Origin of the sequence: Polymorphobacter sp. PAMC 29334 (assembly GCF_019431245.1) — a bacterium.
Lineage (GTDB): Bacteria > Pseudomonadota > Alphaproteobacteria > Sphingomonadales > Sphingomonadaceae > Polymorphobacter_B > Polymorphobacter_B megasporae.
This window is the reverse complement of sequence record NZ_CP080243.1, coordinates 1,434,581-1,460,733: the sequence shown is the minus strand read 5'-3', so window position 1 is coordinate 1,460,733 and position 26,153 is coordinate 1,434,581. Positions and strand designations below refer to the sequence as shown.

At 60.9% G+C, this 26,153-nt stretch carries 23 protein-coding genes; 7 read left to right on the top strand and 16 right to left on the bottom strand.

Annotation, left to right across the window (positions count from 1 at the left end):
- The first annotated feature begins 4 nt into the window (after positions 1–4).
- The 4 genes from KZX46_RS10815 (at position 5) to KZX46_RS23245 (ending at position 2,621) form a co-directional block, all read left to right on the top strand.
- On the top strand, positions 5–727 hold the full coding sequence (locus KZX46_RS10815) for a Crp/Fnr family transcriptional regulator (protein WP_226896222.1): 723 nt from the start codon (positions 5–7) through the stop codon (positions 725–727).
- A gap of 490 nt (positions 728–1,217) precedes the next feature.
- Complete coding sequence (locus KZX46_RS10810) at positions 1,218–1,673, top strand: DoxX family protein (protein WP_219776576.1); 456 nt, start codon at positions 1,218–1,220, stop codon at positions 1,671–1,673.
- Between the two features lie 160 nt (positions 1,674–1,833).
- Positions 1,834–2,376, top strand: a complete 543-nt coding sequence (locus tag KZX46_RS10805; RefSeq protein WP_255615444.1) for a molybdopterin cofactor-binding domain-containing protein — start codon at positions 1,834–1,836, stop codon at positions 2,374–2,376.
- Positions 2,346–2,621, top strand: coding sequence for a molybdopterin cofactor-binding domain-containing protein (locus KZX46_RS23245; RefSeq protein WP_255615443.1), 276 nt, complete (start codon positions 2,346–2,348; stop codon positions 2,619–2,621). The genes KZX46_RS10805 and KZX46_RS23245 overlap by 31 nt, the downstream gene beginning before the upstream one ends.
- Before the next feature lie 57 nt (positions 2,622–2,678).
- Here KZX46_RS23245 and KZX46_RS10800 read toward each other — a convergent pair whose 3' ends face one another.
- Complete coding sequence (locus KZX46_RS10800; protein WP_226896274.1) at positions 2,679–4,016, bottom strand: MFS transporter; 1,338 nt, start codon at positions 4,014–4,016, stop codon at positions 2,679–2,681.
- A gap of 330 nt (positions 4,017–4,346) precedes the next feature.
- Between KZX46_RS10800 and KZX46_RS10795 the strand changes: the two genes are divergently transcribed.
- Positions 4,347–4,661 (top strand): hypothetical protein, encoded by a 315-nt coding sequence (locus KZX46_RS10795; protein ID WP_226896221.1) that lies wholly within the window; start codon positions 4,347–4,349, stop codon positions 4,659–4,661.
- Positions 4,662–4,812: 151 nt separating this feature from the next.
- On the opposite strand, the gene KZX46_RS10790 is transcribed toward KZX46_RS10795, so the two are convergent.
- The 11 genes from KZX46_RS10790 to KZX46_RS10740 all read right to left on the bottom strand — a co-directional run bounded on the left by KZX46_RS10790 (position 4,813) and on the right by KZX46_RS10740 (position 19,336).
- The gene (locus tag KZX46_RS10790) at positions 4,813–5,868 is read right to left on the bottom strand and encodes an amidohydrolase family protein (protein ID WP_219776574.1); all 1,056 of its coding nucleotides are present in this window, start codon (positions 5,866–5,868) and stop codon (positions 4,813–4,815) included.
- Positions 5,869–6,650: 782 nt separating this feature from the next.
- Complete coding sequence (locus tag KZX46_RS10785) at positions 6,651–7,094, bottom strand: BLUF domain-containing protein (RefSeq protein WP_219776573.1); 444 nt, start codon at positions 7,092–7,094, stop codon at positions 6,651–6,653.
- Positions 7,095–7,105: 11 nt separating this feature from the next.
- Complete coding sequence (locus KZX46_RS10780) at positions 7,106–8,764, bottom strand: bifunctional diguanylate cyclase/phosphodiesterase (RefSeq protein WP_219776572.1); 1,659 nt, start codon at positions 8,762–8,764, stop codon at positions 7,106–7,108.
- A 626-nt stretch (positions 8,765–9,390) separates the two neighbouring features.
- Positions 9,391–9,798 (bottom strand): c-type cytochrome, encoded by a 408-nt coding sequence (locus KZX46_RS10775; protein WP_219776571.1) that lies wholly within the window; start codon positions 9,796–9,798, stop codon positions 9,391–9,393.
- A 1-nt stretch (position 9,799) separates the two neighbouring features.
- Positions 9,800–11,392, bottom strand: a complete 1,593-nt coding sequence (locus KZX46_RS10770; RefSeq protein WP_226896220.1) for a flavin monoamine oxidase family protein — start codon at positions 11,390–11,392, stop codon at positions 9,800–9,802.
- 75 nt (positions 11,393–11,467) lie between these two features.
- Complete coding sequence (locus tag KZX46_RS10765) at positions 11,468–12,091, bottom strand: Rid family hydrolase (RefSeq protein ID WP_226896219.1); 624 nt, start codon at positions 12,089–12,091, stop codon at positions 11,468–11,470.
- Positions 12,018–14,561 carry a TonB-dependent siderophore receptor gene (locus tag KZX46_RS10760; protein ID WP_226896218.1) on the bottom strand — a complete coding sequence of 848 codons (2,544 nt, stop codon included), beginning with the start codon at positions 14,559–14,561 and terminating at the stop codon, positions 12,018–12,020. Before KZX46_RS10760 ends, KZX46_RS10765 begins: the two co-directional genes overlap by 74 nt.
- Before the next feature lie 329 nt (positions 14,562–14,890).
- Positions 14,891–15,355, bottom strand: a complete 465-nt coding sequence (locus KZX46_RS10755; RefSeq protein WP_219776569.1) for a nuclear transport factor 2 family protein — start codon at positions 15,353–15,355, stop codon at positions 14,891–14,893.
- Between the two features lie 41 nt (positions 15,356–15,396).
- Positions 15,397–16,131 carry an SDR family NAD(P)-dependent oxidoreductase gene (locus KZX46_RS10750; RefSeq protein WP_219776568.1) on the bottom strand — a complete coding sequence of 245 codons (735 nt, stop codon included), beginning with the start codon at positions 16,129–16,131 and terminating at the stop codon, positions 15,397–15,399.
- A 33-nt stretch (positions 16,132–16,164) separates the two neighbouring features.
- A complete protein-coding gene (locus KZX46_RS10745; protein ID WP_219776567.1) occupies positions 16,165–16,923 on the bottom strand; it encodes an SDR family NAD(P)-dependent oxidoreductase in 759 nt (252 codons plus the stop codon).
- A 46-nt stretch (positions 16,924–16,969) separates the two neighbouring features.
- A complete protein-coding gene (locus KZX46_RS10740; RefSeq protein ID WP_219776566.1) occupies positions 16,970–19,336 on the bottom strand; it encodes a TonB-dependent receptor in 2,367 nt (788 codons plus the stop codon).
- A gap of 1,024 nt (positions 19,337–20,360) precedes the next feature.
- Here KZX46_RS10740 and KZX46_RS10735 point away from each other — a divergent pair.
- Positions 20,361–21,290, top strand: a complete 930-nt coding sequence (locus tag KZX46_RS10735) for a LysR family transcriptional regulator (RefSeq protein WP_219776565.1) — start codon at positions 20,361–20,363, stop codon at positions 21,288–21,290.
- 44 nt (positions 21,291–21,334) lie between these two features.
- Here KZX46_RS10735 and KZX46_RS10730 read toward each other — a convergent pair whose 3' ends face one another.
- Positions 21,335–22,087 carry an FMN-dependent NADH-azoreductase gene (locus tag KZX46_RS10730; RefSeq protein ID WP_226896217.1) on the bottom strand — a complete coding sequence of 251 codons (753 nt, stop codon included), beginning with the start codon at positions 22,085–22,087 and terminating at the stop codon, positions 21,335–21,337.
- Positions 22,088–22,647: 560 nt separating this feature from the next.
- A complete protein-coding gene (locus KZX46_RS10725) occupies positions 22,648–23,379 on the bottom strand; it encodes an SDR family NAD(P)-dependent oxidoreductase (RefSeq protein ID WP_219776564.1) in 732 nt (243 codons plus the stop codon).
- Positions 23,380–24,018: 639 nt separating this feature from the next.
- Between KZX46_RS10725 and KZX46_RS10720 the strand changes: the two genes are divergently transcribed.
- Complete coding sequence (locus KZX46_RS10720; RefSeq protein ID WP_219776563.1) at positions 24,019–24,459, top strand: hypothetical protein; 441 nt, start codon at positions 24,019–24,021, stop codon at positions 24,457–24,459.
- 305 nt (positions 24,460–24,764) lie between these two features.
- Here KZX46_RS10720 and KZX46_RS10715 read toward each other — a convergent pair whose 3' ends face one another.
- Both KZX46_RS10715 and KZX46_RS23495 read right to left on the bottom strand, forming a co-directional pair.
- Positions 24,765–25,559, bottom strand: a complete 795-nt coding sequence (locus tag KZX46_RS10715; protein WP_219776562.1) for a cyclase family protein — start codon at positions 25,557–25,559, stop codon at positions 24,765–24,767.
- Between the two features lie 207 nt (positions 25,560–25,766).
- Positions 25,767–26,120, bottom strand: coding sequence for a nuclear transport factor 2 family protein (locus KZX46_RS23495; protein WP_370647552.1), 354 nt, complete (start codon positions 26,118–26,120; stop codon positions 25,767–25,769).
- Positions 26,121–26,153 lie beyond the last annotated feature (33 nt).

Genomic DNA, 26,153 nt, shown 5'->3' with positions numbered 1-26,153 from the left:
CGGCATGTCCAACGCCTTCATCGACAAGCTCAATGCACACGTTGCCTTGTCGCGCGATGACGTTGCTTTGCTCGAGGCCGAGTGCGCTAACGCCCGCGACGTTCCGGCCCGGCATGACCTGATCCGCGAAGGTGACCCCTCCGGGCCGCTTTTCGTGATCCTTGAGGGGTGGGCATGTCGCTATCAGATCCTTTCCGAGGGTGCGCGCCAGATCACGGCGTTCCTGATGCCTGGCGACTGCTGCGATATGCATCTCGGGGCAAGCCACATCATGGATCACAATATCGCCACACTGACCGATGCCCGGGTGGCGAGTATACCGCGCGAACGCTTCGGACATCTGATCGCCACCCGCCCGATCCTCACCCAAGCGCTGTGGTGGGCGCAGCTCGTCGACGAAGGCGTGCTGCGGGCGTGGATCGTCAGTATGGGTAGACGGAGCAGCGTCGAACGCGTCGCTCACCTGATGTGCGAACTCTACATCCGTGCCCGCAATATCGGCTTGAACACGGGCGACGAACTCGAACTGCCCCTGACCCAGATCGTTCTCAGCGACGCGCTTGGCCTGACCTATGTCCACGTAAACCGCGTCCTGCGGCGGCTTCGGCTGGAAGGAGCCATGCGGCTCCGCGGCGGGGTACTCGTCATCAATGATATCGTTAAGCTCGCCGAGCTTGCAGGGTTCGATGAACAGTATCTGCAGCGTAAATTGAAACGGGCTGCGTAGTCTTACGCGCTCGCCGCGCCTGCTGCACCTCCACAAGTATGACGATCTCGATGCGCCATCGGCCGCTCAGCTGATCGAGGTGCTTGCGCCAAACAGCGCGGACGTCAGCGGCCTTGCCGAAGTCGTCCTCGGCAACGATCTGGAGGCCGCGGTCGCCTACATCACCGTGCTACGCGACCGGGGCTTGGCCTTGCGAACCGGCACGCCGCCCCGGAATTAAGTTGTTGAATGGGTTTGGACCCTATCAGCTAGTGCTTTACGTCCATAACTCTCAAAAAAGTTAGCCGATGTTGATCAAGATCAGTGTTCGAAAAAAAATGGCTTGCTAGATATCAGATGTAGCCCGCTCACCACCATCTGCAGTATTCCCCTTTTAGGCCGAGCCAGACGCGAGTGACATGAACAAACCTGCTAAAGTTTCGGACGCGCACATCGTTGAAACTGTTATTGCAAATTCGGACCGTTCAGAACTATTAGGTGGAGACTTCACATGGACACGATCATTGATGACGATCGCGCGGCGAGAGCACCAACGTCTTTCGTTAGGGCAGATGATATAGCCTGGGCTTGGCCGACCGGTCGCATCTTGATGGCGTTGTTATTCGGCATCAGCGGTCTGCTCAAATTTGCTTTTCACGCCCCGATCGCGGGTGCGATCGCATCGAAGGGGCTGCCCGTCCCGGATCTCCTCGCTTGGGGTGCAGCGCTACTCGAGTGCGCGGGAGCGGCGGCTCTGGTCTTGGGCTTTCGGCTGCGCGCTACCGCCGCCGTGCTTGCGATTTGGTCGCTGTTGACCGCAATCTTGTTCCACGCTTTCTGGGCAGCGCAGGGGATGGAACAGCAGACGCAACTGGCCAGCTTTCTGAAGAACATTGCAATAATTGGTGGACTTATGGTCGTCGCCTACGCTGCGCCGCGCCACCGTTCTGCTATAACCAACGCCTAGATTATTAACACTGGCGATACTCGCGGCGAAGGCGAGTGGCTGATCGGCATGGGCTCCGCCCCCGGCACCTATCCCTACTACCGAATGCCGGGAGCGGCTGCGCTGATAACGCTGCGGCGCGCGGGCATGCGACCGTCGACGTCGCCCGTATGAGATGGGGATGGGCACGGCGACGACGACCGCGAAGGTCGCCGCCGACCAGCTGGGACTGCCGCTCGACAACGTCTCGGTCGGCTACGGAGACACTATCATCCCCGGCGCGATCATGGCCGGCAGGTCGCAACTGATTGCGGCGATCGGCGCCGCGGTGATCGCCGCTCACCATGCGCTGGTGGCCGAGCTTCTGAAGCTGGCGGGCAACGGCTCGCCGCTTGCCGGGCTGTCGCCCGACAAGGTCGGCAGCATCGACAGCGGCCTCGCCCAGCTCGCCGATCCCGCCCGGCGTGCTGACGACGACGCTGTCCTGCTGCGCCCGGCCGAGGATCGAGGCGTAGCTTTCAAGGAGGCATCGCTGCCGCTCGAATTGACGCACTGGTCGATGCATTCGCACAGCGCGCTCTTCTGCGAAGTGCGCGTTAACACGGTGACCGGAGAGACCTTGTTCGCCGCTTCCCCGGGTAGTTCGAGTGCGGACGCATCCTCAATTCCAAGACCGCCGCAGCCAGTTCCTCGGTGGTATCATCGGGGCTCGCGATGGCCCTGATGGAGGAGACGCAGTTCGACGAGCGCAACGGGCGGATCATGAATCCGAGCTTCGCCGAATATCACGTCCCCGTGCACATGGATGTGCCCGACATCGACGTCATCTGGACCGACATCGCCGATCCGCACACACCGATGGGCGCGCATGGGGTGGGCGAAATCGACATCACCGGGGTCGCCGCGGCGGTGGCCAACGCCATTTATAACGCCACGCGCAAGCGGGTCCGCGACCTACCGACCACGTAAACAAGCTGATCAAGTAGTCGAGGTGACAGGATCGAAGCCGCAAGCAAAACCATGCTCTCAATCGTCAGCCATTCCCGTCCCAGCCGACACGAGCAGAAATGCCGCTGCAGACGCAGCTGCGGCCATCCCCGCCGCGGCCCACGCGGTCGTTCGAAATGCATCGACGAGCGCTGCGCCTCGGGCGGCAAGCACGGCTCCGAGCAGCGCGGTCGCGATCATCCCCCCGGTTCGGGCGATGGCGCTGTTGAACCCCGATGCGGTTCCGGTGTGTCGTGCGTCAACCGAACTCAGGACGGCTGTGGTCAGCGGCGCGACGGCCCCAGCCATTCCAAGCGATATCACCAACAGGGCGGGAAACACCTGTGTCCAGTACGATCCCGCATCGCCGATCCGAGTGGCAAGGATGAAACCGCCGGCGACGATCATCGGCCCTATGGTTAACGGCAGACGCGGGCCAATCGTCGCCGCAAGCCGGCCCATGGCCCGCGACGCGATGCCGAGGACGAAGGGCAGCGGCAGCAGCGCCGCTCCCGCGGCGAATGCCGAATAGCCGTCGGCGCGGATGAGGACGTACGGCAGCAGCAGCAGCAGCCCGCCGAGGGCCCCGTATAGAAGCAATGTCAGCAGCGTCAGGCCCACGAAGCTCTTCGACGAGAACAGCGTCACCGGCATCATCGCCCTGTCGCCACGTGACCTCTCGAGAGCGACGAAGGTGATCAGAAGCGCCACTCCGGCAACGAGCGGGACCGTGCCGCCGCCGCCCGACGAGAACTGCGTCAGACCCCAGGTCAGGGCGCCGAGCCCTGCCGTCGCCAGGCACCCGCCGGCCCAGTCGAGCGGCGTACCGGCGTCGTCGGTCGTCTCGACGATGTAGCGCCACGCGAGGATGATTGCACCGGCGGCGATCGGGAGGTTGATCAGGAAGATCGCCCGCCATCCGATGACGTCGACGAGCCAGCCACCTAACAAAGGCCCGATCGCACCCGCTGCCGCACCCACCGACGCCCAGGTGCCGATCGCGCGACCCTTGGACGGCCCGGCGAACGAACCGCCGAGGATAGCGAGGCTGTTCGGCATCAGGATCGCTGCACCGACGCCCTGTACCGCACGGCCGACGAGAAGCCACGATAATGTCGGCGCAAATGCGCACAGGCTTGATGCGACGGCGAAGAGCACCGTGCCGCCAATCAGCAGCCTCCGCCGTCCGAAGCGGTCGCCGGCACCGCCGCCAATCAACAGCAACGCCGACAATGGCAGCAGGTAGGCATTGACGACCCATTGCAGGTCGGCTGGCGAATTCCCGAGGTTTGCACCGATCGCCGGCAGCGCGACATTGACTACCGACCCGTCGATGAACGCCAGGCTCGATGCGAGGATGGTCGCCGCCAAGACCATCCCGGCATGTGGAGTTGCCCCATCAGTTTGGGCGACGGCGCGGCTCTTGTCGCGGGCGGATGGGATTGACGAGGCCATCAAAGGGCTATGAGCGTTGCGACCATCGTTGAAAAGCGCGTCATCCGAATCACTCAACAGAATGGGGCCGAGATCGACATCGCGTCGGTTGCAGAATCCCCCGCTGTGTTGCGATACTACCCAGCGACGTTCGTTGCCGCGTCCACAAAAGCCGGCAGCACGCCTTGAAGTGTTGGCACAAGCCGCTCATGAAGGACGCTGCATGGCAATGACGGCGGACGACCGTAGAGTTCCGGACGGCTTTTTAGCGAGATGAACATCATGACCGAAGCGAAATGGGGAAGCGGCGCGATGACGCCGCGGATCGACTGGCGCATGAGCGCTTCGCTCGAGAACGTCCCCCGCGGCGACACCGATCTCGCTGAAGTGACGAGCCTCCGCGGCGCCGTCCGCGCTTGGCAACGTCTCGATCCCGAACACCAGGCGGCGGCCACGCTGACGCCTGAGCACGCAATCCAGATCGCGGGCGCTTCCACTGAATCGTTTAGGGGGGCGTCGATCGTCGTGCTCGCCGAGCTTCTCGTGTCTGATGAACCCGGCGAAAGGGATATCTCCACCCCCGCCTGAGAGGCTCGAGCGCTAGAATACGGGATCCAGCGGATCAGCGTTCAAAGCGTGCCGATTGCCGCGGCAAGGCATCTCCTCAAAAGACTTAGATTACCCGTATGCGACGAGGCCAATCATTGCGTCCTCGGCATACTTTTTCTCGAAAAGGGCGTTACATGGCGTCTCGCTTCGCCACTGCTGGGGGAGCGAGGCGAGGAAAGAGAGCCTCGGCATTCCCGCGGGCGATTTTGCGACGAACGTCGTCGGGCATGCTGAAGGCGTCGGTCAATTTGGTGAAGTGGAGCGCCTGCTCCTCACTCGCAAATGGCCAGTCGGTGCCGAACACAATCTTCGCTGGATCCGCGAATGCCAACAGGCTCGGGAGGGCCCATGGGGTTCCCGACAGGGCAGTATCAAAGTGGAAGCGCTGCAAGCGCGCGACGCCGCTTTCGATCGTCTGGTCTGGCGAGATTGCCACCGCGATGCGCTCGGCAGCGAACGGAATAAATCCGCCAGCATGAGACAAGATTATCTTAAGATCAGGATAGCGTTCAAGACATCCGTTCAGCGCGAGGCTGATAGCGGCGCGCGCCGTGTCGAGCAGGAAGTCGACCGCGAAACTCGGAATGCCCTGGACCGGCGGTCCTGGAAGATCCGCGGGGTGCTCGAAAATAACCGCCTTGCGGCGATTGAGCTCGTCCATCAGCGTATCCCACGCTGGGTCGCCCAAGTATGTCCCGCGAGCATTGGCTAATAATACAACACCGTCCGCATGAAGGTCATCAAAAGCATGCGCTACTTCGGCCATCGCTCCGTCCAAATCTGGGAGAGGTAAGACCGCAAAGAAGCCAAAGCGGCCGGCATGGCGGCTCACCACATCGGCCGTGAAGTCGTTGCAGATGCGAGCCATGCGTCGAGCGTCGTGATCATCGCCGAGATGAACTCCTGGCATCGACACCGAGAGGATCCCCGTGGCTATCTGGGATTTCGCCATGAACTCAAGGGTGGCCGAGACAGACCACTCCGGTAGAGGCGGACCACCTGCGGTGGTTATACCGTGATCCATCAGCCATTTACGGTATGGTGGAGGAAGGATGTGATGGTGGACGTCGATGCGAGCTTGATCCGGCATTGGTTTCACCCAGTTGTTTGAAAACGTCAGATCGAAGGTGGCATAATCGGCAGAGATCCCGGATTGCGAGCGCTGCTTCCGATCCAAATCGACCAAGGGTCGTCAGGCGGTATTGTCGATCTAGTTAAGTGCGAGACTTTCCGCTTTTTGGGATTGCACATCGGCCTTTATAAAGCGCTCCTTCGATCCACTTTGGATCTAATTGTGCATCGGCACGGATCTGCGTGGCAATGATTTGTCGGTACGGATCGAGGCAATGCGTGGCCGAGACTAAAATAGGACGTGCGGATCGTCCGAGTAAGCGGTAAGCACCGGAAGCTAAGTCCAACATGATAGACGGAGGCCTGGAATGCGCGAACTTCGGCGGCAGTCCAGCCGGATTCGCGTAGTGCTATGTACGCTGCCCAGCTATGCCCAAGAGGTGCTCGGCCGCTTCTCGCCAGCGGCGTTCCTCAAGGAACTGGTCATGCTTGTTCTAAACGACTTCCGATATTCGTCCGGGTTGTCGACAGCGGCGCACTAAACGCCGCCAGTCGCACGATGAACGTACGAAATCCACGCCGGGCCCTGCAGCAACTCGAATCGACACTTAGTGTTCACGACGATCGCTACGTCGTTTTTACTTTCCGTTTCAACGTGCCGGCTTTTTTAGTGTTATTTCTGCGAGAGAGGTGACGATATGCGCCGATCGAGCCCCCCGTTGATCGCGGTTCTGACCGAACGTCAAAGGTCGGGCTATGAACAGCGGGGCTACGCTTCGTCGCCTATCTACACTGCAGACTTGTCAAGCCCAAGTTTTACTGCCGTCTGCAAGCAGCGCAGCCAATGCGCTAAACTGCGGCTGATAATCTGTCCCAACGAACGCCTATCAAGATCGCTCAATCAGCGGCATGCTCTTCCTCCATTGCAAGTCCCCGCAGGGTCTCGAATAGAGCATCACCGTCCATCTTTGCGGGATCAAAACCGCTGCCGTTTACGAGAACTCCGTAGCGAGCGGCGTCGCCGATAGAAGCCCCAACGAAGCCCATCGACCAGTTCTCGAATGCTCGAGCAGGTACGGGATCGAATGAGAGTAGCGACACATCGCCGTGACGATCATCCTGCTGGATACGCTCGAACACCTCCTCAACGGCAGAACGCGGACCTTCAAGGACCTGAGCGAAGCAGCCTGAGTTGAACATTAGCGCGCCAGTAACACCGACACGCTGATTGTTTACCTGACTTTTTGCCAAGATTGAGATTATCGCCGCCTCCACCGCGTCTGCATCGCCGGTCACGGTATTGTGGCTATAATAGACTAGGCGATAAAGCTCGTCGGACATGACATATCTCCCTAGGCAGCTTCTGCTGAGCATGTGGATGCGAGAAGCGCCATTGTGGCTTCGGCCGAAATCGGCCGACCGGTTAGGTAACCCTGCACTTCATCACAACCGGCAGCGCGGACGCAGGCAAGCTCGCCTTCAGTCTCGACGCCTTCCGCAATTGTCTTCATGCGCAGCGCAGCGGCAAGGCCAGTCACGGCACGAAAGATCGCCTGCCGTTCGACGTGAGAATCGATATCGCGAACGAAGCACTGGTCGATTTTGATTTTATCGAACGGAAACTTCTGAAGGTAACCTAGCGACGAATATCCGGTCCCGAAATCGTCCATCGTCACGGCGACACCGACTTCCCGTAGCCGATTGAGCGTTTTGAGGACATCACTGGTATCGTTGAGCAGGGCCCCTTCCGTGATCTCAAGCTCCAACCGGTGTGCGTCAAGCTGCGATTGAGCGAGAGCCGACGTCACCGTTTCGGCAAGTCTTCCACCACGAAATTGAACCGGCGAAAGGTTGACGGCAATGGTGACAGGGACCGGCCACGCGGCGGCTTGCTTGCACGCCGTACGAAGCACCCATTCTCCGATTGCTCCAATGATACCAATCTCTTCGGCGAGCGGAATAACCTCCTCGGGCGGCACGACGCCACGTGTCGGATGGTGCCACCTTATGAGCGCTTCGAAACCGATGATCACATTCGAGGCAAGATCATACTGTGGCTGATACAAAAGCTGCATCTGTTTGAGAGCCAAGGCGCGTCGTAGATCGGTTTCCAGCAATCGCCGCGCCGGCAGATGTTCGGCCATCTCTGGCGCGAACATACGGTAGCAGCCGCGGCCCTCTGCCTTCGCTCGGTAGAGCGCAAGATCTGCGTTCTTGAGCAAAACATCGGGCTCGCGACCATCGATCGGCGCGATCGCGACCCCAACACTTGCTCCGATGTGCAGGAGATGACCGTCGATCGCATAGGCCCGGCCAATTAGGTCAACCAAGCGTGTCGCAAGCGCTTGCGCACCAGCTGGCTGCGGCGTGTCTGATTGAATGACTGCAAATTCATCACCGCCGAGGCGCGCCACGATATCGCCGTCGCGCGTCGCGCTCTTGAAACGCTCGGCTACCTTCCGGAGCAGTGTGTCGCCGATCGGATGTCCAAGCGTATCATTGACCGCCTTGAAGCGATCGAGGTCGATATACAGCAACGCCGTTGCCTGACCCGTCCGAGCTACGTTGGTAAGCCGCTCCACCAAGCGATCCCGTAACGCCTTACGGTTGGCTAGCCCGGTCAATGCGTCACGTTCCGCCATCTCGGCATTGCGCACATAGGTCGTGACATCATCCATGCTGAGGACGAAACCACCGCTCGATAACGGGCGCAGCGTGCAGTCGAGCAGGCGGTCGTCGGTGAGCCGAAGCCTCACCGGTGTCGATGCGACACCGCTATCGACTCCTGCGAATACCTCGTCTCCACCCGTAGCACCGCAACTGGTAAACAGAGCCGTTAACGTGCAGCCGATCGGCTCGACCGGCAGGAATAGCTCCCTCGCGCTGGCGTTAACATATTCAACCTGACGGCCTTCATCGACAATGAGCACCGCCGTCGCCATCTCCGGCAGCGCGGCGCTTCGTGGTTGTGGCCCTATGAATGTCTGTTTGTCTTCTGCAATATTCTGCATCAAGCACGTCTCTCATGGAAAACGACGGGAGCAAGTCATTGGCAGACCCACTAATAAATATATCATGTCTGCGATAGTGAGACCAGATCTCGTATTACGATTAACTATTATTTTACTGTAACCGCCCTTGAGCCTGCTGTGTGGACGCAATCAGTAAAGATCAATAATGTTTGGGATTGGGCGATCATGCTAGCGCGGACAGTGCGTGGCGCCTCGCGGCTCAGGTCGGACGGACGCTCGACGAGCTGATCGACGCGGTCGATGACAGCGGCGGCGCAGTGGACGATCAAGTATGAGCCCGCGAGATCGACAGCGACGTCCACCTGCACAACGCCGCGAACTCGCTGTCTGCTGCATCCTGCCGATCGTGGTTAAGGACGTGGACGAGTGCGGCGTGTCGGCCTAGCCTGACGTCGGCATGCCACCGGCTCGGCGCGACGCCGCGGCGGTGTTGTCGGCGTTTCTTGTTCACGGCGTTGTGGGTGCTCATGCGATCCGCATCGACGACAGCGCACGTACGCAGCTCGAGCATACCAGTGGCACTTGGAGTTGCGCGCTCGCCCGCAGCTTTGCGGCGGGCGCGACCGTTTTGGATAACAAATCCTTAAACTTGCATTTTTGAAACACTATCGCTCGTACTCGTGTGGGGCGGGCACACCGCCGTCGGCAACCTGCGCGACGGTGACCTTCGCCTTGTAGTTGTTGCCGAAGTGCGTGCGGACGTAGGTGATGACGTCGGCGATCTGCTGATCGGTCAGCTGTCCGCGGAACCACGGCATCGCTCCCTTGCCGCCGGTGACGACCCCGATCGGATATTCGGGATATTTGAGGTTCGCGTTGCCGGCGAGCGAGGCTATCCGGCCCGCGCCGACCGCACCCTTGGCGTTCGGCATGTGGCAGGCCTGGCAGACGTTTTCGTAGACCTGGGCCCCAGTCAGCGCGACCGCCGGGGCAGCATCACCGGGGCGCGGCTGCGCGACGGCGCTCGTCGCAACCGCGAAACCAGCCAGCGACAAAGTAGCTATCAGCTTCATCTCAAGCCTCCAATGCGCGCTTGTGGAGGCGCGTGATCGCGTCGAGCGACGACAGCAGCGCGCCTTCCATCCAGCAGCCGATGTACGACGCGTGCTCGCCCGCGAGGACGATGCGGTCGTCGACCTTGACGAGCGTCTGATAGTGTTCCTTGCGGGTGTCCTCGTTCCACTGTGCGCAGCAGCCGAGCGTGAACGGCGACCGGCTCCAGGCCCAGCTCGCGCCGGCGGTGAAGTTCTCCTTGTACTTGCCCGGATGGAACACCGACCCCTGTTCGAGCGCCTCGGCGACGCGCGCGTCGGGGGTCATGCCGGCGAACTTGTACGATGCCGGACCGAAGGTGTACGCGCCCAGGATGACCGCCGGGCCGGCCGAGTGCAGCCCCGTGCTGGGGTAGGAGATCATGCTGATCGGGCGGTCGGTGAAGCTGATGCCGCCGTAGATTTCCTCGTCGTCCTCCTCCCAGTACCGGCTCTTCATCTCGAGCCCGATCTTGACCGAGTTCGAATATGGGACCGCCGCGATCGCGGCCTTGAGGCCGGTCGACGCGTCGAGCTCGATCTGGCTGAGGATGCCGAGCGGGATCGTGCAGACGCAGTAATCGGCCTTCGCCGTCTGGACCGCACCGCTGGCGACGTCGGTATAGGTCACCGTCACCGCGCCACCCGACTGGTCGATCTTGGTCACCTTCGCGCCGTAGCGGACTTTGCCCTCGACCTGGCGTCCGAACGCCTTGCCGATCATGCCCATGCCGCCGACCGGCTGGAACATCGTCATCTGTCGGTCTTCGTCCATGTGCTGGGCGATGACGGCCCAGATCTTCGAGTCGACCACGTCCTTGAACGCGAACGGAGTCGACGGGATCGGCGCGCCGTCGACGCCGCCGCCCGCCGCGCGGTCGTAGCCGCGCCGCTTCGACGCCTTGTCGCCGCGGGTGTACTTCATGTTCTTGTCGAGAAAGCCCCATTCGCGCAGCGCGACCTTGAGCTTGTCGCCGTCCTCGGGCGTCATCGCCGAATCGAGGCCCTTGTTGTCGATCGCCTTGCCGAGCAGCTCGGCGACGTTGCCGTCCCAGTCGGCGGCAAGTTCGCGATAGCGCTGCGGCTTGCCGCCGAACGCCTTGCTGCTGTGGACCAGCGCCTGCTGGTTGAGCTGGATGAACGGTTCGAGCGCGACGCCGAACGCCTTGCAATAGTGCAGGATCGTCCGGTGGTGGTATGGGATGCGCCACGGCCCGGGGTTGAGGTAGTTGCCCTTGGCGAAGCCGATCTGCTGCGTCGCCCCACCGAGCTCGGTGACGGTATCGCCGCCATAGATCGACCAGTTCCGACCGCCCGGCCGCATGTTGTACTCGAGGATCTGAACCTTGTACCCGGCCTTGCCCAGTTCGTACGCCGCGAGCATCCCCGCGAGCCCCGCCCCGAGTACCAGCACCGAAGCTCCCGGTCGCGCGCCCGACAGGTTCGGCGGCCCCTTGAACTGCGTCTCGGCGGCGTGCCCCATCGTCGTCATCGACTGATACAGGACCGATGCCCCGCCCATCACGCCGATCGCGTGCAGCACGTCGCGCCGAGTCGTTGGTCCGTTGGCGTTCAAATTCCACTCTCCTGATGGTGCGACATGAGCAAACTTGGTCGCGAACCTGGTTTGTGTTTGTTTGGTTCTTGCTTGCTACTTTGCGGCGATAACCTCAATTTCGACGAGAAAAGCTGGGCCAGCGAGTGCGGCAACCTGGAAAGCCGACCGCGCGACGGTCGTCGGGTTGTCGGCGGTGCTGAAGAATTGCGCGAAACCCTCGTTCATTCCTGCAAAGTCCATCTTTCCGCCGTGCGCAGGATCGCCAGCGACGAAAACCGTCATCTTCACGATGTCAGCCATCGTGAAGCCATGCATCATGAGAGCGGCCTTGATCTTGTTAAGCGTACTGATCGTCTGGGTCTTAGTGTCGCCAAAATCGGATACCGTCATAGAAGCCGGATTCATCGACTTCGACGCGTCGATGGGTGATGCGAGCTGCCCCGACAGGAATAACATGTTCGACTTCGATCCGACCGAAGCACCTTGAAGGATACGTCCCGGCGGGGTGGTCGAATATTTGACGACCTGCGCCGACGTGGCGGTGGCAAGGCCGGCAAGAATGGTGGCAGTTAGCAAATGGCGCATCATCTTCTCCTTGAGAGGTCGAGTGCGACACCGGCCGACGCCGATGCCGCCCATCGATTTAGAATGCGAAATTGAGCCGCGCGTAATAATATCCGCCATTGGTCCCGTACGGGGTGATGCCGAGCGGCGCATCGAAAACGTTGCCCCCATTCGAGATAGCCGGCCGACCCGTGCCGTTTGGGAGCAATGTAACCGTCGGAGCCTTCCTGTTGAACAGGTTGTTCGCGCCGACGCTGAGCTGGATCGACCGCGTCAACCTCGCATTGAGTTCGACGTCGGAAATGAACGCAGGCCCGACGCGGTTGAGGAAATAGGTGCCACCGTCCGGGCTGTAGAGCGCCGAAGTCGTCCCGAAGAACGTCTCGCGTACCGTCGCCGAAAAGCGATCGAGCGACCAAAACGCCGACCCGACGATCTTGACCTTCGGCGACCCGTCTTCGAGCAGGCTCTGCGACGTCTTATCGAATAGCGCGATCGGACCACCCGCTACCGGCGCGCCCGCGGCGTTGACCGGGGTCAACTGGACGGGAGCAACGCCGACCCGCGTCAGCTTGGTTTCGTTGTAATTCCCCGACACGGTCCAATTGACAGTACCGTAGCTCTCGAAATCGCTGGCGTAGCTGGCAACGACGTCGATGCCTCGGGTGCGGGTCGTCGCGCCGTTGGTGAAGATGTTGACGCCGGTCTGGGTGACCGTCGGATCGAGGATATTGCCGTTGGCGACAATCGCGGTCTGGACAACCGGGAAGTTGAGCGAACGACCGAGCGCATCGGTGCCGCCACCCGACGAATAGACCGTGCCGGTGCCGAGAATGCGGTCGCGGATGCGGATCTGGTAGGCGTCGATCGTAAAGGTCAGCTTCGGTGCCGGACGAATGACAGTACCGAAGCTGAAGTTGGTCGACTTCTCGGGCTTGAGGTTGCCGAAGCCGAGCAGCTTCGCCGCCGCCGAGTTCGCCGGCAACTGGACGAACGCCGAGGTCGGCGAGACGTTGGTCGCCGAGTAATATTCCTCTGCCAAGGTCGGCGCGCGGAAGCCGTTCGACACCGTGCCGCGCAGCGCGAAGCCGTCGGAGAAGTCGTAGCGCGCGGTGCCCTTGCCCGTCACGGTGCTGCCGAAGTCGGTGTAATGTTCGTACCGGACCGCACCGTCGAGCTTGAGCTTCTCGACCGGCGAGACCGACAGGTCGCCGTAGATCGCGTAGTTCTTGCGGTCGTGGATGCCGGCGTCGGACGGACGGAAGCCCGGGTAGGATTGGCCGCCTTCCTTGTAGATCGACCCCGGGTCGCCCGAGCCGATCTGGTACGAGTTGCGCCGGTATTCGGCACCGCCGGCGATCGTCAGCGGTGTCGCCATGCCGACGTCGAATTCCTTCGTCAGGTCGAGGTTGGTCGTCCACTCGGTCGCGCGGAAGAAGCCGTCGTAGAAGTTGGTCGGCGTGAAGTGCGTGTCGACGAACAGCGAGCGGTTCGCCGAATCGATCGTCGAAATGCTGTTCTTGTCATCGCCGTAGGTCGTGCTCAGGTCGAAGTGGAAGCCGCCGCCGAGCTCGCCCTTGACGCCGCCGGTGATGCCGAAGTCGTCCTCGCGCGTGCCTTCGCGCGGGTTGAAGCCGAGCGGGTTGAAGATCAGTTCACCGGGCGTCGTCAGCGTGCCGCCGACGCCGAGAACCGGCGAGGCGATGACGCGATCGGGAACGCGGAGGTTCTCGTAGGCGCTGGCGACGCGGCGGCTGTAACTGCCGAAGCTGTAGGCTTCGATATTGCCGAACTTGTAGCCGCTGTTGAACTGGGCGTTGGTCAGATACTGCTTGGCGTCGCCGTTGATCTTGTTGACGTACGGGAAGCCGGGTATGTTCTTGTACAGCGCCTGCTGCGCCGCCGACAGGTCGGTCCGCAACACGCCGTTGACGTCGGTCACCCTTGTGTCGAGCCCGCCGCCCTGGCTGAAGTCGTGGAAGCGGTGGAACAGCGTCACGTTGAAGAAGCCGTCCTCGCCGAGCTTGGTCGCGAAGTGGAGCGACCCGGCATAGGTCGCGCCGCCAGTCTTGTAATACTGGCCGCCGGTGGCGTTGCCGGAAATCCCCTCGTCATCGTCCTTGAGAATGATGTTGATGACGCCCGCGATCGCGTCGGAGCCGTATTGCGCGGCGGCGCCGTCCTCGAGGACTTCGATCCGCTTGATCGATTCGGGCGAGATGAAGTCCAGGTCGGGGGCGGCACCGCCCTGGAACGGGCCGCTGAGGACGTGGAGGTTCGACGTGCCGTGGCGGCGCTTGCCGTTGACGAGGACGAGGGCGTGGTTCGGGCTGAGGCCGCGCAGCCGCGCCGACAGCGTCAGGTTCGCCGTGTCGCCACCGAACGATTCGGCGGTGAACGACGGAATGAGCTGCTGCAGGACAGAATTGAGGTTGGGCTGGCCGACGTGCTGGAGCGTCTCGGCGTCGAGCACCTTGATCGGCGCGGCACTCTCAGCGGCGGTGATGCCGCTCGCGCGAGTCCCAGTAACGATGATATCGGACTCATCCGGGCCAGCTGCATTACTGTCGACGGCGGGCGTTCCTGCGGGCTCGACGACGGCGGCAGGAGCTAATGATGGCATGACAAAAGCCATTGCCAATACAGTGTAAGATGTCTTATTGAAATTCATCCTGGAGCCCCTCGTTGTGAGTGAACTCCTCCCCGAAACCTAATACGATCGTTAGCTATCCCCAGTTTCAGACGCAATAAAACTGCGCGATATTGGGTTTGCTAACGAGTTTATCGTTACTGTCTGTTGTGCGACTCCGAAAATACCGGACACTCACGATAATTACACTTTGTTTGCTGCAGCGCAACAGAGAAATTAAATATTTTATTCGGTTAGCAATTATAGGGCATCAGGCTTGGTTTCCGCGGCCTCGAAGTCAGCAGGCGGTCAGGCCGCTGTCGTCACCATTCGCGTCCTTCCGTCCCCCAAGCGAACCGGGCGCGGTCGTCGCTCCCGTAGTCGGGATCGAGATAGATATGGACCCGGCTGATGAGGTCCCCCTGAAACTCGAATATATTGCAAAATCGTCCGCCGGGCGTCCGTCCGCCGAACCACGTCTTTCCGCTCGGCGTGCGCCCCTCGGTCGTTCCCTCTACGGCGAGGAAGTGGCCATACGGCAGGAACAGGTAGTTGGAGAAGTCGTGATGCGCTTCGCTCAGCAGCTTCTGCAAGCCCTCAGCGAACTCGACGAAGGCCATCTTTCCGCGTCCGATCCCGAATTTCGGAAAGTAAAACTGGACACCGTCGGTGAAGAGATCGAGCAGGTCTTCCGCCCCCGCGTCCACCCGCCGGAAATATTCCTTTGCGAGCTCGACGATTCTCCTGTCGTCGCTCGATGCGTGCTCAATCGGAGTGCTGTCTGACATGTGGATGATCCTCGATCCGGATGATTGTTAGGGCTACAGGGTCAAGCGGCGGCACCGCCGCACACCGAGATCTCCGCGCCGTAGAGGTACGATGCCGCATCCGATGCCAGGAACAAGGCCACCTCCGCTACGTCCTCCGCCGTTCCGAGCCTTCCGGCCGGAATCATCGACCTGAGCGTTTCCAGATACTCGGGAGGATTGACCGCTAGCATCGGCGTGTCGATCGCGCCGGGAAAGATAGTGTTGACCCGGATGCCGTCGCCCGCGAGATCGACCGCGGCTAACTTGCCCATGCCTCGCACCATCCACTTGGAAGCGGAGTAGGCGAAGGTGTTCTTGAACGTGATGAGCGCCGCGCCCGAAGACACGTTGACGATCGCGCCGCCGCCCTGCCGGATCATCGCATCGCCCACCGACCGCATGCCCAAGAACGTGCCAAGCACGTTGATGCGGTAGAAGCGGTCCAGCATCGCGGCGTCGGTATCCTGGAATCGGCCCTGAGCGTAGATGCCGGCGCTATTGACCAGAATGTCGATGCGGCCGAACCGCCGCAACGTTTCGGCGACGACCGCAGCCCAGGACGCTTCGTCGGAGACGTCATGGTGGAGCGCGAGCGCACTGTCCCCGATCTCGCCCGCGACCTTTCCGGCGGCGGTCTCGTCGAGATCGGTGACGACGACGCGGGCTCCCTCGCGCGCGAACAGGCGTGCCTCCGCCGCGCCTTGGCCGCTGCCCGCACCGGTGATGATCGCGATCCTGCCGTCGAGTCTGCCCATGTTCTCACTCCTCTCGTCTTTTCAGCTGCGCCGTCAGGCGAGCGATCCACCGTCGGCGTGTATGTCCGTGCCGTTCACGTACGAGCTTTCGTCCGAGGCTAGGAACAGCGCCACGTTCGCGATCTCGCCAGGTTGGCCGACGCGCTTGAGCAGACAGCGTTCGAGCATCCTGCCCGTCCAGTCCTGGTCAGCAAGTTGCGCCTTCGTCTGGCTGGTCTCGATTATGCCGGGCGACACGGAGTTGGCGCGGATCCCGTCCGCAGCCCCTTCCATCGCCAGATGTCTTGTCATGGCAACGACGCCCGCCTTGGCGGTGCTGTGCGCCAGTGCGGCCATCGCCGGGAAGGTCGCCCACGCCGTGACCGAGGCGAGGTTCACGACGACCCCTTTCGACTGCCTAAGCGAAGGCCATGCCGCCTGCGTCAGCAGAAATACGAGCGTCAGCTCCTCATCCAGGTTGCGCGTCCATTCGGCGTGCGAGATATCTTCGATCCAATTGAAGTACGCTTTGGCCGCGCTATTGCAGAGGACGTCTATGCGGCCGAACCGGTCCAGTGCGATCTTCACTAGATCGGCGCATCGGTCGGCTTGCGTGAGGTCGCAGGGTTGAAGCGACACCATCACCCCTCCCTGCTCCTCCACCATCCGGACAGTCTCCGCTCCAGCCAGCTCGTCGATGTCGCAACCCACCACCTCGGCACCCTCGCGGGCGAACAGCTGCGCGATCGCCCTGCCGATGCCGCCACCCGTGCCGGTAACGACGCAAACCTTGCCGTCGAGTCTTCCGCTCATCTCATCATCCCTTCCGACGTGGCTTGTTCCCACGGCCTGTTGCGATTCATAACCGCGCCGAGAGCGATACCCCGTAGGTCGCCGGAAATCCGGTGATGCGCGAGTAGGTGTCGTAGATGTGGGTGACGTTGTTCCAGTAGGCCTTCCCCGTCACATTCTTGCCGAAGACCTGAACCCGGTAGCGTTCGCCGAACTCCAGACCGGCACGAAGGTCGAGCAGCGTGTATCCGTCGACTTTGAATTCGTCGCCCGTCCCGGCCGGTCCCTTCCGAGAGCCGATCGTCGAGTAGGCGGCGCTGCGCGAAGTGGTGCTACCGCCGAGATAGGCATTCACGGCCGCGCTGACCGGGAAATCGTACTCGGCATCCACCACGCCCTGGAACTTGGGCGATAGGGGCAAAGTCTCGCCGCCGGCGTTCACCGTATCGGTGTTGAACGGGTTCGCCACCTGCACGGAACCGAGGATCTTGGAGTTTACGTACGTGACGCCGCCGGAGATCCTGAGACCCCGGATCGGCTTAAGCGTCAGATTGAGCTCGGCCCCGTATACGCGCGACTTGGGGACGTTGATGAGATACGGCAGATTTCCGAACGGCGGGACGAGGATCTGACCCTGTGTCTGCTTATCGCGGTAATCGTTGTAGAAGACGGCGGCTTGGACATCGACCGCCCGATCAAGCAACTGCGTCTTCACGCCGCCTTCGTACTGAAGGACAGATTCCTGACTGACCGGCTTGAACTGCAGGTAGCTGAGAGCCGGGATCGTGCCGTAGGAGCCAGCCTTGTATCCTTTGGTCGCGCCGACGTAGAGGAGGGTGTTCGCGTCGGCCTTAAAGTTTAGGCTGCCGCGCCAGGACACGTTGTTCTCTTTCAACGTGTCGCGGAACAATCCGAGCGTACCATCGGGCAGGGTGGTGATGCACTGACCCGGTGTGATGCCGGGGAAGATCGGCCGAAGGCCTAGGGGAAGATCGGCGCGATCGGAAAGGCAGCCCTCGAAATTCCTGCGCTCGTCGTTGTAGCGAACGCCGCCCTGCACCGTAAGCTGGTCGGTGACCCGGAAATCCAGGTTGCCGAAGACCGCCAGCGTTCGCACGACCTGCTTGTTCAGCTCGTTGTCGCCATCGAACGGAAGCACGAGCGTCGCCGACACTGGGATCTGCGCGTTGGACCCATGGATCTCCGTGTACTGAACCTCGTTGGAGTAATCGTGACCGTAGTTGCCGCCGACGACGTATCGAAGACGCCCGGTGTCACCCTCGATCCTGATTTCCTGGCTGAAGGAGTGCAGCTGGGCGGTCTGGAGCACGAACAGAGCCCGAACGTTGGTACCGTCCGCGTCGATCGGCAGCCGAAGTTTGGACTGAAGATACGATGACAGCGCGACCAGGTGGAGGTGGTCCGCAAGCTCGTAATCGAGTCGTCCGGCGACTTGATAGAACCAATCGTCGCGACGATAGCTGACACCGGGATCCCAGTCCGCCAGCCTGTTGCTGTTCACGGTTAGATAAGGGTAGGCCAACAAAGCGGTGGCGGTGGCGATGGTCGCCGGTGTGAGCGGCGGCGCGCTGTTCACGGGTAGATACCCTCGCGCTTGGCTCTGCTGCGTGTCGGACCGGTCGCGCCACCCGTTCACGTTGAGCTCAAGCTGCAGCCTACTGGTAGGACTCCAGTCCAAGAGCAGCCGGCCGGTGGTGAAGTCGCGACGACCCGAGGTGTCCGAACGGGTGCTGCTCTCCTGATAGTCGTCACGATACTCGTGGCGGAACGACAGACGAGCCCGGAGGCTATTGGTGAGCGGACCGGAGATAAAGCCGCCGAAGTCCGCTTGGTTGAAACGACCGTAGGTGGCGTCCACGCCGGCTTTGAGCTCGCTCGTCGGCTTCGCCAAGACGTAGTTGATCGCACCGGCAGTGGCATTTTGGCCGAAGAGCGTCCCCTGGGGTCCCTTCAAAACCTCTACCCGCTCCACGTCGAGCGACGCCCCCTCGGTCAATCGGGCGAAGACAATCGGGATCTGGTCCGTATATACCGTCACGGTCGACTGAGCCGACGCCGCCTCGTCGTAGGTACCGATTCCGCGGATCGCGAAGACCGGCGTACCGTATTGGCTGGCGCTGTAAGTGAAGCCGGGAGCGATCTTCTCGAGATCGGCCGGACCTCGGATGTCCTGCTTCGCCAGCTGCGCGGAAGTGACGGCGGTGATCGAGACGGGAACGTCGTTGAGGCGCTCGCTACGCTTCTGCGCGGTGACCACGATATCCCCCGTCTCGGTCTGCGCCTGCGTTTGGGCCGAGTTAACCGACGGTGCAGTGTCGCCCGATGCGGAACCGGATACCGCTTGGGCGTGGGACGAACTCGCATAGCCCATAAGGCAAATCGCGACCGTCAAAAGGCAGTTCGTATCTTTCACAGGCGTTCCCCCTTTTCTTTGTTTGACTGCGGGCCTTTTGCGCATTTCGGCGTCGTCGCGGCAGCCCTGCACTCCTCGACTTGATCTCACCGTCAAGTCTGTTGCCGACCATGTCTCAATGCGGCTGTGGTCGCGCGACCGCGATCCCGTATCCGCAGGATGCATTTGCCGAGAACCTGTCCAGAGGAGGCGAGGTCCGACTTCATGATAATTGGCAAGGAAGCCCATCAAGATCCATCTCCCATGACGCGGGCGCCTTCTGCGGGCTTCACGCGGTTATCCGGATACGGCTAAATTAAACCGTCGTTCGTGTCAAACAACAAACTTGTGTGACCGACCCTTAGGAAATCCACTTTCTTGGGGTGCAGCTGCCACGTCCTTCCTGCCGACCGTATTGCCCCCTCGAATACCAATTTCGCACACTTTACGCAGGGGCAGTTGACCTTGGCTCGATAGATCGCACGGCGGTGCTTTGCCGACTCGCATGTCGGAAGGTGATGCGCTACGTCGGATCGGGTAGACGATGTTTTATATTCAAGCGACTGTCGTGACGGGTTTTATTGAGCGCTGAAAAGCAGGATGACTTCTGGTGGCGCAGGGTAAGGCTCTAAAGTCCATCCGCGCCACCCAGCGGATTGCCCTGCGGATATCGAACGAGGCGCGCGCGGAATTTTCAAGCTAAACGCATCGTGAAGCTCTAAAACGGCGTGAATCCGTGTTAATGGCGGCCACCGATATCGAGCGTTAGATTGGCCGGCTCCCCACTCACGATGACATCGTCAGCAGCATGACGATCATTGCGCAGATGCAACCAGCTGAAGCTACCCTTCCTGAAGATGCTCAGCTCTGGCATGCTCATCCTTCGGCTTCGTTCGATCGTCAAAGACGACGGGTCTTCGGTACTCGAAACCACGGGCGAGCAGTTGCGGTGTCGACCAAGAGAACTTCTACCTAGCGGTGCGGCCGGCCCATCTGCATGGCGGACACGTTGACAAGGCCATTTGGTCGAGGATCTGGAACGAGCATGGCGACTGATTATGACGACGTGAAATTCTTCCTCGCTGTCGCGGAAGCAGGGAGCCTTAGCCAGGCGGCCCACCGTCTCTCGACATCCAAGTCGGTGGTCAGTCGGCGGATTGCCCGACTTGAGGAGGAGGTCGGCAGCCGCCTTCTCACCCGAAGCGCCCGAGGTGTCATCCTGACGGAGGCGGGCCACGCCTTGCGCCAGCGGGCGGGTCCGGCGTTCGAAGAGCTCGACGGAGCGCTGCTCGACGCTGCGCGGTCCCGGCAGGAGCTTACCGGACTGCTTCGCATAACCGCTCCGATCGCGTTCGGCACCAACCACCTGGCACCGCTGCTCACCGAGTTCATGCGTGCGAATCCCAAACTGAGGCTTGACCTTTCGCTCGGGGACCGACGGGTCGACATTCTCGCCGAGGGGTTCGACGTAGCGGTTCGGATGGGCGCACTGCCGGACTCCACGTTGGTCGCGCGGCGGATCGCGCCGCTTAGGCTCGCGGTGCTCGCCAGTCCAGAATACCTTGCCCGCCGTGGCGTTCCCGCGCGTCCGCGGGACCTCGTCGACCACGACTGCATCGTCTATACCGTGCCGAACGGCGACATCTGGCGGTTCCGCGATGGGGCGCGCTTCACGTCCGTCCGAATCACCGGGCGCTTTCGCTCCGACAGCCCAGAAGCGATGCGGGTGGCTGCGCTCGCAGGGCACGGCATCGCCGGGCTGCCGACCTACATGCTGGGAAGCGCCATTGAAGACGGTGCGCTCATACCGCTTCTAACCGCGTATCCCGTTGCGGAGGCGGGGCTATATGCCGTCCGACCGCCAGGACCTCCCGTCGCCAAGACACGCGCGTTTATCGACGCGCTGGTGGCGCGGTTTGGACCAGAGCCATCTTGGAATCCCGACCACGCGCTCAAAAGTGGTGATGGCGTCTGACGCGCGTGGCCGACGATGTCGCGACCGCTCCATGCGTGGATAGTTCAGGCGGCCTCGGCTTGCTCTACAGCGATCTGCTGATTGACGAAGTCGTCGAGCGAAGTCTGGCCTTGGTCGATCGCCAGCGTCCCGCCCGCCAATATGACGGTCACGTCGGTGATGCCGATAAACCCAAGGATCTGCTTGAGGTAGTCGCTGGCGACGTTCAGGCTCGCATACGGAGTGCCAGGCGCAAAGTTGCCGCCGGATGCGATGATTACAGTCGCCTTCTTGTTCTTGACGAGCCCCTCGTAGCTCATCGAGAACGTCACGCCTGCGCGGACGACATGATCAATCCACGCCTTTAGTAGGGCGGGTATGGAGAAGTTGTACATCGGCGTGCCGATGACGATCTCGTCGGCGGCGAGCAGCTCCGCGATATAATAGTCGGAGATCTTGATCGCCTGCTCCATCTCGGGCGACTGCTGTTCCGCCGGCGTAAATGCGCCACCGATCCAAGGGAGACTGATGTAGGGCACGTCGGAAGTGGCCAGGTCTCGGATCTTCACGTCACCGCTGTGCTTGCCGCGCCAGTCGTCGGCGAAACGCTCGGCGAGTTGGCGTGAAACGGAGTACGAGCCGCGAGGGCTGGCTTCGACGACAAGCAACGTGGACATGAGACTAATCCCTGGTTTGGCCATGCGCGAAACGCTGGTCAGGTGGTCCGACATAGATCGCAGTTTCGCCAATGCGCGAAAAGCCACGCGATCCGAAACCCCTGGTTGCTCAGACGCGAACGTCTTGAACCGCGCCGCCATAATGCGCTGCTGCGACCTCACCGGCCGATCGTTGCGCCGGATCAATCGCCTACGATCCGCTCCGCATCCGCAGCGACGGGGGCGAGAAGATCCGTGCGGGAAGACACCTATTCCATCGGGCATGCCGCCACGTTGCAGGACCACTCAGCCCGGATTAGGCTTTCCTATTACACGATCTCGGTGGACGCTGGCTCCTTAGGTTGCCACGGCGTCGAACACGTTCGACGCTCCCAATGCCCCCTTCATCAGAAGCAAACCGTCTAGCCGCCGCAGTCCGGTGCGATAAAGTTTGGGAGGAATGTAAGGCTCACGCGGACCTGTCTGTTGGTCATCGACAGGTAGTTTGGAACTCCTCTTAGAGATCTTGGGGCGTGCGTTGCAGCAGGGAGCTGATAATTCCCAGCCCGTCGGCATTGCAGATAGTTGCGGCGGGCTCCGCCCTGTCGACCATATGCATGCCACCGCCCTGTATGACCGGACGCTCTTTCTTCAGAAGCTGGGTGATCGGCGTCTTCGTTGCGTAACCTGTTCATCGTCAGCCGCTGGAAGACGGGACGTTGTCAGGAACTCCTGTAGAGTCCTCCATCTACCACGACCGACTGGCCGGTCATGAACGCTGCATCGTCGCTTGTGAGAAAAGCGACGGCGCCGACGATGTCCTGCGGCTCGGCAATTCGCTTGATCGCCTGAGCGGCGACGACCGGCGGTGCCGCCATGTCGATGGCATGTGCCGTGCCGGGCGTCCTAGTCAATGAGGGGAGAAGCGCGTTCACCGTGATGCCATCGCCGCCGACGTCGTTAGCCAGACCGCGCACGAAGCCCAGCACGCCCATTTTGCTGGCCATATACGCGCTCATGCCCTGCTGCGCCAAGCCGATCGAATTGGACGAGATGCTGACGAAGCGTCCCCACTGCCGCTTGCGCATGAGGGGAACGAAGTGCTTAGCGCTGAAAAAGTGCGCGTCCAGGTTCACGGACATCACCTTTCGCCACACCAGAAGGTCGAGCTCTTCGATGGGGTTCAACTCAAAGATTCCGGCGTTGTTGATCACGATGTCGGCTTGCCCGAATCTTTCCACGGTTTCGGCCGCAATTCGCGCCCACTCGTCCTCGTGCGAGACGTCGGCGGTGATGGACAGCGTCTCCCCAGAGATCTTCGAGGCCGTCTCAGATGGGTCCGCCATGTCGACGAGGACAACCGACGCGCCTCGCTCAGCCAGCGTCGTAGAGATCGCCTGCCCGATCCCTCGTCCCGCCCCGGTCACGACTGCGACGCGATTATGATGGCTCATACCCGTTCTCCTCTTTTTTTGACTTTAGCGACGAATAAGCGTCACTCTCGCTTAGTCAAGTTTGCGGGCGTGACATGCCGAAAGTCCGCCAAAAGGGGGAATTTACGTGGCCGCGATCGGGGTCGAGCCGCCGCACCGATGATAGAACTGGAGCAAGCGCCGCTCGGTCACAAGGCATGACGGGATTCTGCTGCTTTGAACGGCTAATTTATCGAATGACGTTGAGGCTGCTTTTTTAAGGAGAAGTGGGCCGTCGGCGTTCGCTTCGCTCGGCACGGTCATTCGATTAGAACCGTGTCCGCCGATCTGATATCGCTGGTCACTCAAATGCAAAACGGCTTTGGGCGCTCCTGGTTTTCGCAGAAAGGCCGCCATGATCCTTATCGACCGGCATGCCGTCCTCAGCACGAGCGTCCACATCCGGGTTTGGCGCTAATACACGAGCAACCATCAGCAGTCTCGTGGAGTCGAGATAGAGTTCGGACCTTCTTCGAAAGCATGACTTTACAACGGAGTAAATAGGACTACTTCCGAGACGGACTAGCCAGCGTGATCTGCCTTGTCGAAGGAACGGTTTAGAGAGCAGGTCGTCACGGCCAGATCCATTTTCCAGCCGTGATCGGAACGGAGGAACCCGAAGTGAAAAAGTTTAGTCTCATGCTTCTGACTACGGTTGCGTTCCTTGCAGCACCAGGTTCGGCGCAATCTCTTTCGCCGACAAAGACCTACACCGAGGAATGGGTGTACCGGGTCAAACTCGGACATCAAGACGAATGGTGGCAGATCTTCCAGCGGTATCAGGTTCCCGAGTTGGACGCTCTAAAGAAAACCGGCGATGTCGTAAGCTACTCGATCTACAGGGCCAACCTTCATACGGATGAAGCTGCCCGTTGGGATTACCGCATCATCGTGATCTTCAAGGATTTCGCCACTGTGGGCGCGTTGATCCCGCGAGAGGAACAGCTTCTGAAGACGCTATTTCCCGATGTTGCGGCGCGCAAAGCTGGCGAGATGCGTCGTTGGGATCTCACGCTGAACCACTGGGACCTGCCTATCGTGGAAGTGGAACCCCATGGATAAGCCCTAGCCCAACCTACGAATGCGCTCGACCGCCGCCTCTTGCTTGCGCAAGCGATAAACCTACAGCTTAAGTTGTTCGAGCATGCCTTGAAACTGGCGAAAGCCTGCGCCTCTCGCGATTGCCGCGCAGATCAGCTGACGCTGACCTGCAGACCGGATGAACCAGGCGCGAAGCCGTTCCCGCATGTTGTTCTCTTGCCGGCCGAAAGTGCTGACGAGGATGACGACGTGAAGGGACGACATCGTGTTGTCATCCGACCTCATCGGGCCTGATGATAGACCGATGCGATCGGAAACGCGGTGAACTATCCATCGTCGCTGCCCGTGTTGTCAAAGATCGCTACGGCTCTCGTCCACCCCGCCGAGGCCGCGCGGATCTTCACCGGGAAACAAGCGATAGTGAATCCGGTTGGCGGCAGAACCTCGAGATTGTGGAGCTTTTCCAAGTGGCAGTAGCCTATGGCGCGCCCAGCCTTGTGGCCTTCCCAAATCAGCCCGGCATTTCCGGTCGCATCGAATTGTGCCTTGGTATGAACGAATGGAGCGTCCCAACTCCAGCCGTCGGTGCCAGTCAACCGCACGCCGCGTTCCAGCAGGTACATCGTCGCATCGTAGCCCATGCCACAGCCTGCGTTGAGATAGTCCTCCCGGCCGAAGCGCTTGCCGGCGGCGGTGTTCACGACGACGATCTCGAGAGCCGATAGCTCGTGTCCGATGCGTTCGAGTTCGCTCGCGACATCGGCAGCCGTGACGACATACCCATCGGGGAATTGGGTAAAGTCGAGTTTCACGCCGGGTTGATAGCACCAGTCGAGTGGCACTTCGTCGATCGTTATTGCGCGTTCGCCCTTATTCATCGTCGAGGCGAAATGATACGGTGCATCTAGGTGGGTACCGTTGTGAGTAATCAACTCTATGCGCTCGATCGCCCATGCCTCTTCATCGGGTATGTCCGTGCTCTGTAGTCCTGGAAAGAAGCCCAACAATTCAGGCATGGAGGTCTTATGATCAATATAGCTGATCTTGGGTCGATATGCGGGCGGATCGGATATGACGTCATTCTCCAGATAGACCGATAAGTCCACAATACGGCGCGACATGAGTAGATCTCCTTTAAGTCGCAGCCCTTGCGCCAAGTTTTCTATCGATCTTGCTCCGGGCATTGATATCAGCAGCTGCATAGGCCGAAAAGGGGCTGGTTGTCGGCAGGTATCGTCATTCCACATCGATTCAGCGCAGATCTATCTCGGCAATCTACGGTAATTCTGCCACTCATAGAGGAACATCCGGCTGCCGATGAGCAAGCTCTACGTTCCGGCGAAGGCGGAAACTGGCCCTTCCCAACGCATGTCGACTGTGCGCTGCGCGAGCTTCCATGTGCCGCCTCGTTGAACAAACAGATCTCGATAAGTTCCGGCCATGATTTGCCCGCGGCCGTGGGAGTCATGACCTATGCAGCAAACGTTACTGAGCACCGACGCATGATCGGGTGTTGTCTCCTCGAGTCGGGTCACGCTGTTGCTCATGACGTGCATCGACCAACGCCACGTCGGCCACAGCTCGTTCACGACCAGCGCTCGGATGGCCGCATGTCCCCGCACCGTTCCCACCGGCTGCGGGAGCACGATCTCTCCGTCTTCCCACCAGATGCTGAGAAACAGGGCGAGGTCGCGACCGTCAAAACCATGCGCGTA